8 protein-coding genes are annotated in these 17,339 nt (G+C 59.4%); 3 read left to right on the top strand and 5 right to left on the bottom strand.

Features of this window, described 5'->3' with window-relative positions; all coding sequences use genetic code 11:
• Positions 1-33: 33 nt before the first annotated feature.
• From SR858_RS21025 to SR858_RS21015, 3 genes are all read right to left on the bottom strand, one after another.
• Positions 34-2,724: a TonB-dependent receptor gene (locus tag SR858_RS21025; RefSeq protein ID WP_322533894.1), complete on the bottom strand. Its 2,691-nt coding sequence runs from the start codon at positions 2,722-2,724 to the stop codon at positions 34-36.
• Positions 2,725-3,130: 406 nt separating this feature from the next.
• Positions 3,131-5,884 carry a TonB-dependent receptor gene (locus tag SR858_RS21020; RefSeq protein WP_322533892.1) on the bottom strand — a complete coding sequence of 918 codons (2,754 nt, stop codon included), beginning with the start codon at positions 5,882-5,884 and terminating at the stop codon, positions 3,131-3,133.
• A 352-nt stretch (positions 5,885-6,236) separates the two neighbouring features.
• Positions 6,237-7,889 (bottom strand): NAD(P)/FAD-dependent oxidoreductase, encoded by a 1,653-nt coding sequence (locus tag SR858_RS21015; RefSeq protein WP_019921587.1) that lies wholly within the window; start codon positions 7,887-7,889, stop codon positions 6,237-6,239.
• A 1,090-nt stretch (positions 7,890-8,979) separates the two neighbouring features.
• Here SR858_RS21015 and SR858_RS21010 point away from each other — a divergent pair.
• Entirely contained in the window at positions 8,980-11,808 is a 2,829-nt protein-coding gene (locus tag SR858_RS21010) for a TonB-dependent receptor domain-containing protein (RefSeq protein ID WP_019921588.1), read from the top strand.
• Between the two features lie 84 nt (positions 11,809-11,892).
• On the opposite strand, the gene SR858_RS21005 is transcribed toward SR858_RS21010, so the two are convergent.
• Complete coding sequence (locus tag SR858_RS21005) at positions 11,893-13,191, bottom strand: aspartyl/asparaginyl beta-hydroxylase domain-containing protein (RefSeq protein WP_019921589.1); 1,299 nt, start codon at positions 13,189-13,191, stop codon at positions 11,893-11,895.
• A gap of 123 nt (positions 13,192-13,314) precedes the next feature.
• Complete coding sequence (locus tag SR858_RS21000) at positions 13,315-14,046, bottom strand: 16S rRNA (uracil(1498)-N(3))-methyltransferase (protein ID WP_019921590.1); 732 nt, start codon at positions 14,044-14,046, stop codon at positions 13,315-13,317.
• Positions 14,047-14,264: 218 nt separating this feature from the next.
• On the opposite strand from SR858_RS21000, the gene tkt reads away from it, so the two are divergent.
• Together tkt and gap are read left to right on the top strand one after the other, a co-directional pair.
• Positions 14,265-16,259: a transketolase gene (gene tkt, locus SR858_RS20995; protein WP_019921591.1), complete on the top strand. Its 1,995-nt coding sequence runs from the start codon at positions 14,265-14,267 to the stop codon at positions 16,257-16,259.
• Positions 16,260-16,322: 63 nt separating this feature from the next.
• Complete coding sequence (gene gap, locus SR858_RS20990) at positions 16,323-17,333, top strand: type I glyceraldehyde-3-phosphate dehydrogenase (RefSeq protein WP_019921592.1); 1,011 nt, start codon at positions 16,323-16,325, stop codon at positions 17,331-17,333.
• Positions 17,334-17,339: the final 6 nt, after the last annotated feature.

Here is a 17,339-nt window from a genome sequence, read left to right as displayed (position 1 = left end):
TGCGAGCCGGGGCTTCATGTTCCAATCAGCTGATTAGAAGTTGTAGGTGCCGCGCAGGTAGAAGGTGCGGCCCATTGGATCGGCGTAACGTGGATCGTAACCCGACTGGAACGCGGTGGTCTGGTACGACAGCGGTGGATCGCGATCGAACAGGTTGCGCACGCCGGCGGTCAGGGTCAGGCCCTTGATCGCTTGCCACGAACCATAGCCGTCGAAGGTCGTGTACGACGGCACGTGATTGAGGCCGTAGTCTTCCGATTCCTGGTCCTGGTAACCCGATTTGTAGCGGGCGGTCAGGCCTGCGCCGAACTTGTCCTTGCTCCAGTTGACGTTGACGGTATTCTGCCAGCGGAAGATCACGCCGTCGCCCGAGAACGAGGCCAGCTTGTTGTTGAAGTTGCCGCCAACGAAGTTCTGGTACTCGTACTTGTGCACCCAGGTGCTGTTCATGGCGAACGTGAAGTTACCGTAATCCTTGGTGCGCAAGCGGTAGTTGGCTGCCAGATCGACGCCGTTGGTGTTCATGTCACCGAGGTTCTGGTTGTGCAGGTCCAGGTAGCCGCAAGTAATCGGGCTAGGGCACTGCGAACCATCGGTGGCCAGATCGCCGGCCGGGTTGCGGTGGTACACCGACGCGAAGGTTACCGGATCACGCAGCACGTCGGAGTCTTTCAGCGTGCTGATCTGCTGCTCGAGGCGGATGTTCCAGTAGTCGGCGGACAGGGTCAGGTTGGCGACCGGTTCCCACACGATGCCGATGTTGCCCGACTTCGAACGCTCCGGGCTCAGGTTGCGGTTGCCGCCGTTGAGTACCTGGAATTGCTGACCGCAATTGGTGATCTCCGATTTGCCGTCGACAACAACGCCACCGGGGCAGTTGATCGGATCGTTGAGTGCGTTGGCGGCATTGGTGTACGCATCTTGCGCATACAGTTCATACAGCGACGGCGCGCGGAAGCCCTTCGAGTACGAACCACGCACCAGTACCGAACGGGCCGGCTGGTAGCGGAAGCTGAACTTCGGATTGGTGGTGTGGCCGAAGTCGCTGTACTTGTCGTAACGCACCGCTGCGGTGACGTCGAGGTTTTTCAGCAGTGGCACGTTCAGCTCGGAGAAGAACGCGGTCACGGTACGCTTGCCCACGCTCAGGCCGGCCGGATCGATACCGGTCGATGCCACCACGCGCTCGGCGAACGGGGTATTGACTGCGCTGCGGAATTCCTGGTGCTCGTACTGTGCACCCACGGCCAGGCCGGCCTGGGTGCCGGTCTTGAACCAGTCGCCCACTTCGCGGCTGGCCTTGAAGTCGGCGCCCTTGTTGGTGCCTTGTGCATTCTGGATGTTGCCGCTGAGCGCAGCGCTGTTGATCAGTGCCATGCCGGCGTCGTCCTGCGCGCCGAACACGTTGATCACGCCATCGCGTACGCCCTGGGTGATGATGCCGCCATCGCTGTAGCCGTTCAGGTTCTGCTTGACCTTGTTGCGGTTGTAAGTCAGCGCGGTCTGGTAATCCCACCCGGCCACGGCGCCGTTCAGCGACACCACCAGGCGGTTTTGCTTGTTGATGCTCTCGTCGGTACGCACGCCGGTTGGCATGTCGCGCCAGCGCGCCTGCACGAAGCCCGGATTGACACCGGCGGGCAGATCGTTTTCCGTGTAGTTCGGGTTGATGCCGATGGCGTCAGGCGTGGCGCCGTTGCCCGGGAAGTAAGGGTTGAGCGTGCCATTCGGACGCAGGCGGTTGATGTACAGATTGCCGTAAGGGACCGGGGCGATCGTGGTGCCGACCTTGCTTTCGGTGGACAGCAATTCCACGCCCAGTTCATGGTTCTCGTTCAGCTTGAAGGTACCCTTGACCAGGCCGGTGGTGCGTTCGCTCTTCGGCACGTAGTCGACGAACGGCGACGTGGTCATGTAGCAGCTGCTGCCGCTGGCAGGGATCAGGAAGTCGCCGTTGGCGCATGCGGCGCCGGCCGGGTTGGCGCCCTTGCTGCCCTGGAAGTAATTAGCCGGGCTGGTCGAGCCGGACAGGCCGCCCGGGTAGCGGCGGTTGAAGTCGCGGTTGGTGCCGGACAATGCGTGCTGGTACTGGTGATCGACCATGGCGAAGATGTTGTAACCATCGTCCTGCAGGTCGCCGAAGCCGACGCCGACGTTGGCGTTGTTGGCCGAACCGCCGCCGTGCTGGGTGGAATCCGCACCCACGGTGACGGTGCCGCCACGGTAGTCTTTCTTGGTGATGAAGTTGATCACGCCGCCGACCGCGTCGGAGCCGTACAGCGACGAGGCGCCGTCACGCAGCACTTCCACGCGCTCGATGGCCGCGAACGGGATCATGTTCAGGTCGGGCGCCGAGCTGTCGAACGCATTGTTGGCCAGGCGACGGCCATTGAGCAGCACCAGGGTTTTGTTGGCGCCGATACCGCGCAGGTCGGCAAATGCCGCGCCGCCGGTGCTCGAACCGACCGACTGGCTGGTGCCACGGCTTGATTGCGACACGCTCAGGTTGGCCATCACTTGTTCGACCGTGGTGATGCCTTCTTTTTTCAGGTCGTCCATGCGCAGCACGGTGACCGGTACGGCGGTTTCCGCATCAATACGCTTGATGGCCGAACCGGTGATTTCCACGCGCTGGACCGGCGCTTCGGCTTGCTGGGCTAGGGCTGGTTGAGCCAGGGCAAATACGGCGCTACCGGCAAACACCAGGCGCAGCGATCGCGCCATTACTTTTTCCATCATCATCGTTACAACTCCCGAAAACTTGCTTGATCTCAATAAAATTCTTATTCTGAATAATTCATAAGTAAATCACTCAGGGGGCGTATGAGACCATCCACCTCGTGAGGGGTCAATGCACACACTGTAACAACATTGAAATAAACAACACTTTTGGTGCTATTTACAAAAAAAACCGATTAATTTACACAAAAATACATTTTTTTCGAAAATTTATAGCTAAAACGTGCTACGCGAGGAAAGATTGGTGGTCGAGGGCGGGATTTTTTTGGGGGGGAGGGTAGCGGCACCGGATCGTGACGCTGTAGGAGGGGAGATGGCGGCGGCCACGTGACTGTGGCCGCCGCAGGCCCCGGCACCGCATCAGGTTGCGGCTACCGGGATGTAACCAGCCTTAGAACGTGTAACGACCGCCGAGGGTGAAGAAGCGGCCAACTGCGCCCGACTGGTGCAGCGACGGGTTGTAGTTGATACGGCCGTAAGTCTGCACATCCAACGGCGCCATCCGGTTGAATACATTGCTCACCGACGCGGTCAGCTCCCACTGCGGCGTAACATTCCAGCGACCAAACAGGTCGGTCGTTGTGAACGACGCAATGCGGCAGTTCAGGTAAGGCACGTCGTTTGCATCGGTGTCCAGACAATCGCCGGCCTTTTCGTTCTTGTTGCTAATGCTGCTGACGAAGTTCATGTTGGCGGTGATGTTGACCGGGCCCTTGTCCCAGCCCAGCGTCAGGCGGGCCTTGGTTTTGGGCGTGCCGCCGTTGCCGGACAGATTGGTATCGCCGTGGGTACCTGCGAATTCGAGCACGGTGCCATCAGCATTGGTGCGGGTAAATTCCTTCATGTACGTGACGGTGACGCCCGACGTGATGCGACCGTTCTCGCCCATGTTGTACTTGCCGCGCAGATCCAGGTCGACGCCCGAAGTCTTGGTTTGGCCGGCGTTCAGGTATGGCGCCCGTACCATCAGGATAGGACCAGGCAAGTTGGGGAAGTTGGTGGTCGCTTCGCCGCGCACGATTTCCGCGTCGGGGTAGGCCGCAGGGTTAGACACCACCGCGCCGGGATCGGAGCCGTTGATCTCGTTCTTGCGCACGATTTGCCACAGGTCGAGCGAGAAGTTTACATCCTTGACCGGTTCCAGCACTAGGCCCAGGCTGTAGCTCTTCGAGGTTTCAGGCTTGATGTTCTTGTTGCCTACCGTAATGGCGCCAACCGATGCGCTCGAGCAGTCGGCTGCCAGACCGGTGACCGGGCAACGCACCGGATCGCTGGCGATGGTGGTGAACGCCGCCACCGCGCTGTTGCCGTTTTCCGCCGTGCTTGGTGCACGGAAGCCTTCGGCATAGGTGCCACGGAAGGCCACGATCGGCGCCGGCGTGAACTTGAAGCCCACTTTAGGCGTGGTCGAGCGGCCGTAGTCCGAGTAGTCATCGGTACGCACTGCCAGTTGCAGTTCCAGCGACTTGATTACCGGAATGGCCAGCTCGGCGTACAGCGCCTTGACATTGCGTTTGCCTTGCGCTGCTGAGTAACCGAGCCCGACGACATCGTTGATATCGGTATACGGGGTCGACTGGGTATTGTTGTCTTCCTTGCGGTATTCGGCGCCTACGGCCACTCCCATCATGCCGCCCGGCAGCTGGATCAGCTCGCGGGTAGCCTTGAAGTCTATCGAGGTGCTTTTCGTGATCCCCGAGTTGGTCAGGGTAGGCGAAACGAGCGCCAGGACGTCGGCGCTGTTGACCACGCCCTGGCCGATGCGGAAGGTGCCGTTGTTGAGCGCCGTGCGCAGCGCGCTGGTGCGGTAATAGCCGTTTTGGGTGCGATCGGTCTTGCTTTCCGCATAGAGCACGCCGGTGTCGTAGTCCCAGCCGCCAGCGGTGCCTTTGATGCCGGCCAGCACGCGGGTGACGGTGGTTTCCAGGTCGGTGGTACGAGGACGTGAGGCATCGACCCAGCGCGGGCGGGCGGCCACGCCGAGGATGTTGTCCGGATGGTTCGCTGGCATCAATAGCTGATCGGGACCGGTGCCGGTGTTGTTGACGCGCGCGTTGACCAGGTCGAAGCCGGCGCCCGTCAGGCCCGAAGGTGTGGTGTAGGTATCGGCTTTTGATTTGAATACGCCACCTTCGGCATAACCCTGGGTGTTGTCATTGATCGCCACCGTGGCGCGCACGAACGCATTGATATTCTGGGTTTTTGGCTGGATGGTAGAGTAGGCGACCGGATCCCACAGGCAGCCGCCGCCGGTGTTATCGAGGCTGGTGCCGCCGGTCGGATCGAGATTGATCGGGTCACAGGTGCCTGGCAGGTTGCGGATGTTGCCGGCAGGTCCGCCAGCGGCATTGACCGGGCGCAGGGTGCCCAGGAACGAGCTGCCGCCCGCATTGCCTGCTGTGGTTTGGCCGGCACGCTGGTCGCGGCCGCCCCATGGGCGGGCATCGGCCTGACCGATCCATTTGCCGCGATTGTCCTGACGGATGCGCTCGGTGGTTTTCAGATCGACCGTACCGAAGATATTGAACTTGTCGTTGTCCAAATCGCCGAAGCCGAAAGCGCCCGACACGGTATTGGTGGTGCCGTCGCCTTCGCTACTCTGGCCCATGCTGGCGCTGATGGTCTTGCCCACGTAGTTTTGACGCAGGATGATGTTGACCACGCCTGCGATTGCATCGGAACCGTAAATGGCCGAAGCGCCGTCTTTCAGGATGTCGATACGATCGACCGCGTCCAGCGGGATCGAGTTGAGGTCGACAAAACTGCGCTGGCCGTCGTCACCAAAACCATAAGGGGCAGTGCGGCGACCGTTGATCAGCACGAGCGTCGAGCTGACCGAGAGGCCGCGCAGCGAAACACCCGAGGCGCTGCCTGCAAAGCCGCTGGTGAATGAGCCGCTTACGCTGCCGTTGTTGTCAGCGGAAATGCTGCGCACGACGTCGGCGATCGACGATTTACCTGTTTGCTCGATGTCCTTGCGGCTCAGCGTCTGGATAACCGAGATCGTTTCGGCTTCGGCGCGCTTGATGCTCGAGCCCGTAATTTCTACCTTCTGGATGCTGCTACCGGTTGTCGATTGCGCGTAGGCGGTATGCATACCGAAAGCGATCGTACCGATGAACATCAAGCGTATGGAACGCGACAAACCTGTCTCCACCATCATTTCATTACTCCTCTTTACCGAACGGCGGACCGCCGTCATATATCGTTCTTTTGTAAATCGTCTCGTGGACGGATCTGATGAAAATTATGTTTATTCATAATTTGCATCTGGTTATGAAACCATCGCAGCCTGAACCATGTCAATTTTTCCAATGGAACGCGGGTTTTAGAAGACTTGAAATGTTGTTTTTTGGGGATATCAAAATTGCACTAAAAAGCATCGTGATGGTGCGAGGGGTGGAATTTGCATAATTTTGGTGCATTGAGGCAATTTCGCAGGGCGAAAAAAAAAACCCGGCAGAGCCGGGTTTGCACCAGTCTGGCACCGTCTTGGATCAGCGGGCAGACTGCGCCGCCGCCATCGACAGCGCTACTGCTTCAGCCACCTTGATGCCATCGACGCCGGCAGACAGGATGCCGCCCGCGTAGCCGGCGCCTTCGCCGGCCGGGAACAGGCCGGCCGTATTCAGGCTTTGCAAGGTGTCGTCGCGCCGCTTGATGCGGATCGGCGACGATGTGCGCGTCTCCAGGCCGGTCAAAACAGCGTCGTGGCGGAAATAGCCCTTCAACTGCTTGTCGAATGCCGGAAACGCTTCGCGCAGGGCCGTAACTGCGTACTCGGGCAGGATCTGCGCCAGGTCGGTCAGGTGCACCGCCGGCTTGTACGATGGCAACACGGCGCCGAATTCGGTCGAGGCGCGGCCAGCCACGAAGTCGCCCATCAACTGGCCCGGCGCATCATACGTGCCGCCGCCCAGCTCAAAGGCTTTTTCCTCGAGCCGGCGCTGGAATTCCATCCCGGCCAGCGGATGGCCCGGGTAGTCCACCTCGGGCGAAATGCTGACCACGATGGCGCTATTGGCGTTGCGCTCGTTGCGCGAGTACTGGCTCATGCCGTTGGTGACCAGCCGGCCCGGCTCGGACGCGGCCGCCACCACCGTGCCGCCCGGGCACATGCAGAAACTGTACACGGCGCGGCCGTTCGACGCGTGGTGCACCAACTTGTAGTCGGCCGCGCCCAGGATAGGGTGGCCCGCATTGGGGCCGAAGCGACAGGCGTCGATCAGCGATTGCGGGTGCTCGACCCGGAAGCCGATCGAAAATGGTTTTGCTTCGATATACACGCCGCGGTCGTACAGCATCTGGAATGTGTCGCGCGCGCTGTGGCCGATCGCCAGCACCACGTGGTCGGTGACGATCTTCTCGCCGCTTTCCAATATCACCGCACGGACCTGGCGGCCATTGTCGGATTCTTCAATATCGATATCGGTAACCTTGCTGTCGAAGCGGTACTCGCCGCCCAGCGCCTCGATATTCTCGCGCATCGATTCCACCATCTTGACCAGGCGGAAGGTGCCGATGTGCGGTTTGCTCACATAGACGATTTCCTCGGGCGCGCCGGCCTTGACGAACTCGGTGAGCACCTTGCGGCCGTAGTGCTTGGGGTCCTTGATCTGGCTATAGAGTTTGCCATCCGAAAAGGTACCGGCGCCGCCTTCGCCGAACTGCACGTTCGACTCGGGGTTGAGCTTGCGCTGGCGCCAGAAGCCGAAGGTGTCCACGGTGCGCTCGCGCACCACCTTGCCGCGCTCGAGAATGATGGGGCGCAAGCCCATTTGCGCCAGGATCAATGCCGTCAACAGCCCGCACGGCCCGATACCGATGACCACAGGGCGTTTGAATTCCGGATGTGCCGCGAGTTGTTTGCCATCGGCCACATAGTTATAAGTCATGTCCGGGGACGGCATCAGGTGGATGTCGTGGCGGTCATGACGGACGCGCTGGAGTACGGCCGCTTCGTCACGCACATCGATGTCGAGCGAATAAATTAATACGATCGCCGACTTTTTACGGGCATCGTAGCTGCGTTTGAACACGGTAAAGCCGAGCAGGTCATCGGCGCCGATACCAAGGCGCGCCAGGATGGCCGCAGACAATTCGGTTTCGGCGTGATTCAGGGGGAGTTTGACTTCGTTAAGACGCAACATGAGGGATTCCTGTCGGGACGCTGTTTAGGCGCCATTGAATGGTAGGCAACAGCGGCGATTTATTTCGCTGCATTGCCGGGCAGTACGCCATTTTACCAAAATTGCTTAGCGCTTCCCATCCTTGGCTTGCAGGCAACAGCCACTGACGTGCCACAGGAATAGAAAACTTACACTCAGTATTGGACCGATAAAACAAGCGCTCGGTGGACGAACAAGGCTTCACCTGCATCTGCACCAACCTGGCAAGCGCACGGATACACAAATGGAAAGTTGCAAAATTACAATGATTTGCTTGCAGCTATCTAACAAGCTGTTGTTAAAACACGACTTGCACCGTTTTGGTGTGCTCTTCAGTTTCTCCCTACAACGGCGCGTTTGACGTGTTTTTGGCAAAAAAACGTCGCCCGACCCGGCAGTCAATCGTGTCGCGATTCTGGGGGGCACAGCATCATTTTAAGCAGCGTACCGGCGATTTCGCCCAACTTTACATAGCTTTTTCTTGACGGAGAGGAGATTTTGGACAACGGCTCCCATGACAGGAGCTTGCCTCAGGAAAGTTAGCTGTTGCCATATTTTCGTTGTTTTATTTCAACATTTACATTGTCATTTTGTTGTTTGCTTATGCAATTTTCCGTGCGACACCGACAACCTCCGCACAGCTGTTGTGTTTTTGATACAGCAAACATTGTTCGATATTTGATAATTTTTTCAATGCTTTTCGGAAACTATTTGTCACGCACCATTCCAGTGCAAGATGAAAGTGGCGTGATCCAGCGCCTGTCCCCTCCTTTTTGTCATGATTGACAGCAAATGGCAGCGCATGTTGTTATGAAAGAAGGATAGAACGAATTATTTCATTAATGATCTAGTTTGGCTTCTTCCAAAGTTTTGGCAGTATTGAAAGGGCAAATTGCGGTCGATTAATCTTATCCAGGTAATTCGGCTGTTATTAATAAAAGACGAATAAAGCATCATTTAAAAGCTGCATTAAACGTCTTATAAACACACAAGGGAATTAACTATAATGATCAAGGAAACAGTACTGTCTCGCTCGATCCGTTTGATGTGTCTCGGCGGTATGGCGTTGGGTATGCAGGTTGTTGCCCACGCGCAGGAAGCAGCGCCGGAAGCGCTGCAAAAAGTTGAGGTGACCGGCTCGCGTATCCCGACCCTCAATACCGAAAGCATCAGCCCGATGGTGTCGTTGGGCTCCAAAGACATCAAGCTCGATGGCGTGCGTAACGTCGAGAGCCTGCTGAACAACCTGCCGCAGGTGTTTGCAGCCCAGTCCGGCAACGTGGTCAATGGCGCGTCCGGTACTGCCACGGTTGACTTGCGCGGCCTTGGCGAGAACCGTACCCTTGTGTTGGTCGATGGCCGCCGCCTGCCTGCTGGCTCGCCAGGCTCGACCGCTGCCGACTTGAACCAGATCCCTGCCGCGCTGATCAAACGCGTGGACGTGATGTCCGGTGGCGCTGGCGCCGTGTATGGCGCTGATGCAGTGTCGGGTGTGGTCAACTTCATCATGATTGACAACTTCGAAGGCGTGCAGGTCGAGTTGAACGGCAGTGGTTACAACCACCAGCAAAACAACCCGCATGGCGTCGGTGACGTGGTCGCAGGCCGCTCGGTCGGCAATCCCACGCAGTTCCAGCGTCCAGGCAACAAGAGCTTCGATGGCCGCTCGAAAGATGCTTCCTTGCTGATCGGCGGTAACTTTGCTGAAGGCAAAGGTAATGCCACCGTATTCTTCAGCTACAAGAAAGACGATGCACTGCTGCAATCCGAGCGTGACTTTACCTCGTGCGCGCTGACCGCTTCGGCAGCCGGCTATGGTTGCGGCGGCTCTGGTACCAATGCTACCGGTCGTTTCGTCAATACCAAGACCAACGCGATCTACACGGCCACCGCCAACGGCGATCCGCGCGCTTACACCGCCAACGATGCCTACAACTACGGCCCGATCAATCACCTGCAGCGCCCCAGCGAGCGTTACGGCGTATCGGCCTCGGCCCGCTTCGACGTGAATGACAAGATTCGCGTGTACAGCAACTTCGCTTTCCACGATAACACCACCGACGCGCAGATCGCGCCTGGCGGTATCTTCGGCAATATCTACACGCTCCGTTACGATAACCCGATGCTGTCGCCGGCGATGAAAAACGCGTTCAGCCTGTTCGCACCTGGCGACGAAACCGACGTGGTGGTTCAGCGTCGTAACGTTGAAGGCGGCGGCCGCGTTGCACTGTTCAACAATACCTCGTACCGCATGATGTTCGGCGCCAAAGGCACGGTTGGCAAGTGGAACTACGACGTGTACGCGCAGACCTCGAAAGTGCGTTACGCGGGCAGCTCGGAAAACTATTTCTCGAAAGAGCGCGGCGCCAAGGCGCTGGACGTGGTCAACGTCAATGGCGTAGCCACCTGCCGTTCGGTCGTGGATGGCTCCGATCCGAATTGCGTCCCGTACAACCCATGGACGCTGGGCGCCGTAACGCCGGAACAACTGGCTTACATCCAGACCCCTGGCCAGACCTATGGTCACACCGCGCAGCAGATCCAGAGCGGTACCCTGGCTGCCGACCTGGGTGACTATGGCATCAAAGTACCTGGTGCAAAAAGTGGTGTAGGCGTGTCGTTCGGTGTTGAACGTCGCGTTGAATCGCTGGAACTGAACCCGGACGCACCGTCGGCCAACTTCGACCTCGACGGCGCTGGTGGTCCGGTTGTCCCGGTCAAAGGCCGCTACGTGGTCAAGGATATCTTCGGTGAAGTCCAGATTCCACTGCTGGAAGATCGTTCGTTCGCCAAGCTGCTGTCGACCAACCTGTCGTTCCGTCATACCGACCTCAGCACTGGTGTAACGGCGAATACCTACGGTGCCGGCCTGATGTGGCAACCGTCGTCGATGCTGAGCGTCCGTGCTTCCCACCAGAAGGCAGTGCGTGCACCGAACATCAACGAATTGTACTCGCCAGCAGGTAACAACCTGTTCAATGCTGACGCTGATCCATGTGCCGGCGCTACTCCGACTGCCACCTTCGCCGAGTGCGCACGCACCGGTGTTACCGCTGCCCAGTATGGCAACATCCAGGACAGCCCTGCCGGTCAGTACAACTACCTCGCTGGTGGTAACTCCAACCTGAAACCGGAAACTGCCAAGTCGAACACGTTCGGCCTGGTGATTGCGCCGATGCGTAACCTGACCGTCACGCTCGACTACTTCGACATCAAGATCAAGGACACCATCAGCAACGTCAATCCTTTGACCACGCTGGACAAGTGCCTCGAGTCCGGTAACTCGCTGTATTGCTCGCAAATCACCCGCGACCGTCTGGGTACCCTGTGGCTGCTGCCTGAAGCATCGATTGTCGGTACCAACGTCAATATCGGTAGCATGCGTACTTCCGGCGTGGACGTCGGCGCCAGCTACGACTTCCGTGCGACTGACTACGGCCGCTTCAGCCTGATGTTGAACGGCTCGCTGCTGACCAAGTTTGAAGTGGAAGAACTGCCAGGCGAACCAGCCTACGATTGCGTCGGCAAGTACAACGGCGACGGCAATTGCGATCAGCCACGTCCGAAATGGCGTCACAAGCTGCGTCTGAACTGGGGTTCGCCATTCAAGGCCGACGTTGCGCTGACCTGGCGCTACTTCAAGGCTGTGGATCTGGAAGATGGCGCGACCAGCCTTGTCGCTTCGGACCGTCGCCTGCCAGCGACCAGCTACTTCGACCTGGCTGCCAGCTACCCTGTGACCAAGCAGATCTCGGTAATGGCCGGTATCAACAACCTGTTCGACAAAGATCCGCCAATCACCTCGAAATACGGCGTTGGCCAGGGTAACGGCAACACCTTCCCATCGACCTACGACGCACTGGGTCGCAAGCTGTTCATGAACCTGACCGCCCGCTTCTAAAGCGACCGGCTTCAGCAAAACGGCGAACCTGAGGGTTCGCCGTTTTTTTTTGCCGCTGCGTATTGCGTATTGCGTGCCGAGTGCTTATAGCGCGAAGTCGCCGTCCTGCTGGCGGAAGTTGCTGATGCCGCTGCTGAGGGCGCTGATCATTGCCCGCTCAGCGGGCGACAGGTGCGGATGCCAGACATCGAAGATCAGTACCACGCGCAGCTGCTCGCTGTCATTCCAGGCTTCATGCTGGATGGTGTCATCGAAAACCCAGGCTTTGCCCGGCACCCACTGGCGCGTATCGTTTGCCACGCGGAAGCCGCAGTCGGGCGGCACGATCAGCGGCAGGTGAGTCACCAGCCGCACATTGGAAACGCCCACGTGGGCAGGAATGCGGGTCTTCGGTTTGAGCAGGGAAAACATCGCGCTCGGCGTGCGCCCCGGCTGCACCGGTTGCGGCGCTTGCGCCAGCAGCGCCATGGTCTGCGGACACCTGGCGGCATGCGCTGCCACCGGCTGGCCATTTTCAATCAAATGATAGGCGCTCCAGCGCGGTGAATTGTTCAATTCGACAAATTGCTGGTGCGGTACATCATCAGGGTACGTCAAGTACGGCACGAAGTCCTGTTCATCGGCGAGTACCTGCAGAAACTCTTCGCGGATGGCGTCGGTTCCCGCTTCGATGGCGTCAAGCCAGGGAAAGTCTTCGCGCGCAAAAAAAGCCTGGGGCAACAGGCCCGGGTAGTGGTAGACCATCGATTCGGATTCATAGCGGCGCTTGCGACCGACCATGAGATCGATCGATTCGCGAAAACGGCGCAAGTCTTCGCCCTGGTAGTGCAGGTACTGGTCTGCGAGAAACTGGTCGAGGAACTTGCCGTAGCTGTCCTGGTATTTGCTGACGTACTGTTCCGCATGTTCGACGGCGCTGCGCAGCCCAGGCTCCAACTGGGCCAGCGGCGGAGCGACCTGCTTGACGGCACCATACACCGTGGCGGACTGGTGGGTTTTCCCCTGGCGCTCGAGCAACTGTGCGCGCAGGATCAGCGCCACCATGTTGTGCGGATCGGCGACCAGCGCATTGTGGATCGCGGTTTCCTCCGCGGTTTCGTCTTTTTGCGCCTGGCAAGCCAGGGCCAGGCTGATCCAGCTTTGCGGATCATCCTGGTTGGCGCGCACCAGGCGCTCGAACGCCAGGCGAGCCGTGTCGTAATCGCGGTAGCGGAACGCGCGTTTGCCCAGCGCCGACAAGGCTGGCGCGTGGGCTGGATCGAGTTCCAGGATGCGCGACCAGCTGCGCGCTGCGTCCTCCTCCTGGCCGTTCTGGGTGGCCTGGATAGCGGTTGCCTCCAGGATGGAAATTTCAGGTTGCGCCAAGCGGGCGTTATGCATCATTGACTCACTTCCGACAAGTTGTTGAGGAAAAATTCTGGCTCTCTGGATTAGTTGCAAGATCCATGCAAGCACACACTTTTTTCAACTTCAACTCATGCCGGGGTGATTCGATAATGCTGCGCGCTACATGCCTCCCCAGCACGCGGACAATATTGCCAGCGCAGACAGACCTGCGGTTTCAGTGCGCAGAATACGGGGCCCCATCGATAGCGCGACGCCACCATGGCGCAATGCCAGTTCTTCTTCGGCCTCGCTCAGTCCACCTTCCGGTCCGATCACCAGCGTTACCGTCTGTGGCGGTTGCGCACGCGCCCAACCGGCCAGCGATAAGGTGGCGCGCGGACTGAGGATGATGCGCGGCTGCGCGGCTTCCGGCGCCCGTGCAATCCATTGCTTGTAGTCTTGCGGCGGCGCCAGCGTCGCTAGCCGGTTGCGGCCGCACTGCTCGGCCGCCGAGGCGATGATGCCCTGCCAGTGAGCCAGTTTTTTTTCTGCGCGCTCTGCCGACAGCCGCACCACGCAGCGCTGCGTGGCCAGCGGTTCGATCGCAGACACGCCCAGTTCCATGGCTTTTTCGATAATCCAATCCATCTTGCTGGCCTCTGGCAGCGCCTGCGCCAGGGTGACGGCAAATGGCAGCTCGGTTTCCACGGTCAGGTGGGCATCGATGTCGACACTGGCGCTGCGCCGGGCCACTTCGCGCAACGTCGCGGTGTACTGGCCGCCAGCGCCATTAAACAGCGCAATAGTGTCACCCTCCGTCAGGCGCAGCACCTGGATATGGTGGGCCAGGGTATCGGGTAAGGTCACGCGCTGGCCGACGGCCAAGGGCAGGGGAAGGTAAAAACGGGGCATGGTGGTCGGGTCGAATAATCTGGCGTCATTTTAATCGCTGGCCGGTTTGTTCGGAGGTTAATCAAGGAAAAGCTATCTGCAGTAGCTCATTGCATGGGAGTAATGCGTTGGTCCTGCGGTTTTTTTTATGGGGCCGCAGCCTCTGGTAAAATACTGCGTTCAGCAGCATGGCAGTTGGCAGCTCTCGGATTTCAAACCTCCCGCACTCACTTATCACCATGAACACTACGCTCCCGCACACCAATATGGCCAACGCGATTCGCGCATTGGCAATGGACGCCGTCCAGAAGGCCAACTCCGGCCACCCAGGCATGCCGATGGGCATGGCAGAGATCGCTGTTGCGCTGTGGAGTGGGCATTACAGCCACAATCCCGCCAATCCGAAATGGGTGAACCGCGACCGCTTCCTGTTGTCCAATGGCCACGGTTCGATGCTGCACTACGCATTGCTGCACCTGTCCGGCTACGCGGTGACCATGGATGACATTCGCGCCTTCCGCCAGATGCATTCCAAAACCCCGGGCCACCCGGAAGTCGATATCACGCCGGGCGTGGAAACGACCACCGGTCCGCTGGGCCAGGGTCTGGCCAATGCGGTCGGCATGGCGCTGGCCGAATGGCTGCTGGCAAGTGAATTCAACAAGCCGGGCCTCGATGTCGTCGATCACTACACCTACGCTTTCCTCGGCGACGGTTGCCTGATGGAAGGTATCTCGCACGAAGTGTGCGCGCTGGCCGGCACCCTGGGCCTGTCCAAGCTGATCGCCCTGTACGACGACAACGGCATCTCGATCGACGGTAAGGTTGAAGGCTGGTTCACCGACGACACCCCGGCCCGTTTCGAAGCCTACGGCTGGAACGTGATCCGCGACGTGGACGGCCATGATGTGGCTGCCGTGTCGGCCGCGATTGCCGCCGCCAAGACCGCCACCAAGCCGACCCTGGTCTGCTGCAAAACCGTGATCGGTAAAGGTTCGCCCAACCTGCAAGGTGGCGACAAGGTGCACGGCGCCGCGCTGGGCGACAAGGAAGTGGCCAATGTCCGCGAGCACCTGGGCTGGACCTCGATCCCGTTCGAAATCCCGGCCGACGTGTACACCGCCTGGGACGCCAAGGAAGCGGGCGCCGCCCAGGAAGCTGCCTGGACCAAGCTGTTCAACGACTACAGCGCCCAGTTCCCGGCCGAAGCTGCCGAACTGAGCCGCCGCATGGCCGGCGACCTGCCTGCCGCATTTGATGCAACGCTGGCTGCTGCGATCGCTGCCACCGTGGAAAAGAAAGAAACCATCGCCACCCGCAAAGCCAGCCAGAACGCCATCCAGGCACTGGCGCCGGTGCTGCCGGAATTCCTCGGCGGCTCGGCTGATCTGACCAGCTCGAACCTGACCAACTGGAAAGAATCGGTGGCCGTGCGTTCGGGCAAGCCGGGCAACCACGTCAACTACGGCGTGCGCGAATTCGGCATGGCCGCCATCATGAACGGCGTGGCCCTGCACGGTGGCTACATTCCGTTTGGCGCCACGTTCCTGACCTTCTCCGACTACAGCCGCAACGCGCTGCGCATGGCTGCACTGATGAAGCAGCGCTCGCTGTTCGTGTTCACCCACGACTCCATCGGCCTCGGTGAAGACGGTCCTACCCACCAGTCGGTCGAGCACATCTCGTCGATGCGTTTGATCCCCAACCTCGACAACTGGCGTCCATGCGACACCACCGAATCGATGGTGGCGTGGGGCGAAGCAGTCAAGCGCAAGAACGGTCCGTCGACGCTGATCTTCTCGCGCCAGAACCTGCCGTACCAGGAACGCGCACCGGAAACCGTGGCCGCGATCGCCCGTGGCGGTTACGTGCTGCAGGAAGTGATCGATGCCAAGGTCACCCTGATCGCCACCGGTTCCGAAGTGGAGCTGGCCGTCGCTGCCGCCTCGGCGCTGAATGCCGAAGGCATCGCCGCGCGTGTCGTCTCCATGCCGTCGACCGACGTGTTCGACCGCCAGGATGCCGCCTACAAGGCCAGCGTATTGACCAAGGGCGTGCCACGCGTGGCGATCGAAGCCGGCGTCACCGATTTCTGGTACAAGTATGTGGGCCTGGAAGGCGCCGTGGTCGGTATCGACACCTTCGGCGAGTCCGCACCAGCGGGCGTGCTGTTCAAGCATTTCGGCTTCACCGTGGAAAATGTTGTCGCGAAAGCCAAACTGGTGATTGCTTAATCTATAATTGCTTGTTGAGTTACCAAATTTTGCAGTACCTAATTTTTTTATCAGGAGCAAAGTATGACCATCAAAGTTGCAATTAACGGCTACGGCCGCATCGGCCGCAATGTACTGCGCGCTTTCTACGAAGGCGGTAAGAAGCAAGACATCCAGATCGTTGCAATCAACGACCTTGGCGACGCCAAGTCGAACGCCCACCTGACCCGCTACGACACCGCGCACGGCAAGTTCCCAGGCACCGTGGAAGTAGACGGCGACAACATGATCGTGAATGGCGACGTGATTCGCGTGTTCGCACAGCGTAACCCGGCAGAAATTCCATGGGGCGACCTGGGCGTGGACGTGGTGCTCGAGTGCACCGGCTTCTTCACCACCAAAGAAAAGGCTTCGGCCCATCTGAAGGGCGGCGCCAAGAAAGTCATCATCTCGGCGCCAGGCGGCAAGGACGTCGATGCCACCATCGTGTACGGTGTGAACCAGGACGTACTGAAGTCCACCGACACCGTGATCTCGAACGCATCGTGCACCACCAACTGCCTGGCACCGCTGGTCAAGCCACTGAACGACGCCATCGGCGTTGAAACCGGCCTGATGACCACCGTGCACGCTTACACCAACGACCAGGTCCTGTCGGACGTGATGCACGAAGACCTGCGCCGCGCCCGTTCGGCCACCATGAGCATGATTCCGACCAAGACCGGCGCAGCTGCCGCGGTTGGCCTGGTGCTGCCGGAACTGAATGGCAAGCTGGACGGTTTTGCAATCCGCGTACCGACCATCAACGTGTCGCTGGTCGACCTGACCTTCATCGCCAAGCGCGACACCACCGTTGACGAAGTCAACGCGCTGATGAAAGCGGCTGCCCAAGGCGCGCTGAAAGAAGTGCTGACCTACCAGACCGAACCACTGGTATCGATCGACTTCAACCACAACCCGGCCTCGTCGAACTTCGATTCGACCCTGACTAAGGTCTCGGGCCGCCTGGTCAAAGTCTCGTCGTGGTACGACAACGAATGGGGCTTCTCGAACCGCATGCTCGACACCACCGTCGCCCTGATGAACGCCAAGTAATTTGTG

The sequence above is a fragment of the Duganella zoogloeoides genome, assembly GCF_034479515.1.
GTDB lineage: Bacteria > Pseudomonadota > Gammaproteobacteria > Burkholderiales > Burkholderiaceae_D > Rugamonas > Rugamonas zoogloeoides.
This window is presented reverse-complemented; position numbering and strand designations above follow the sequence as displayed.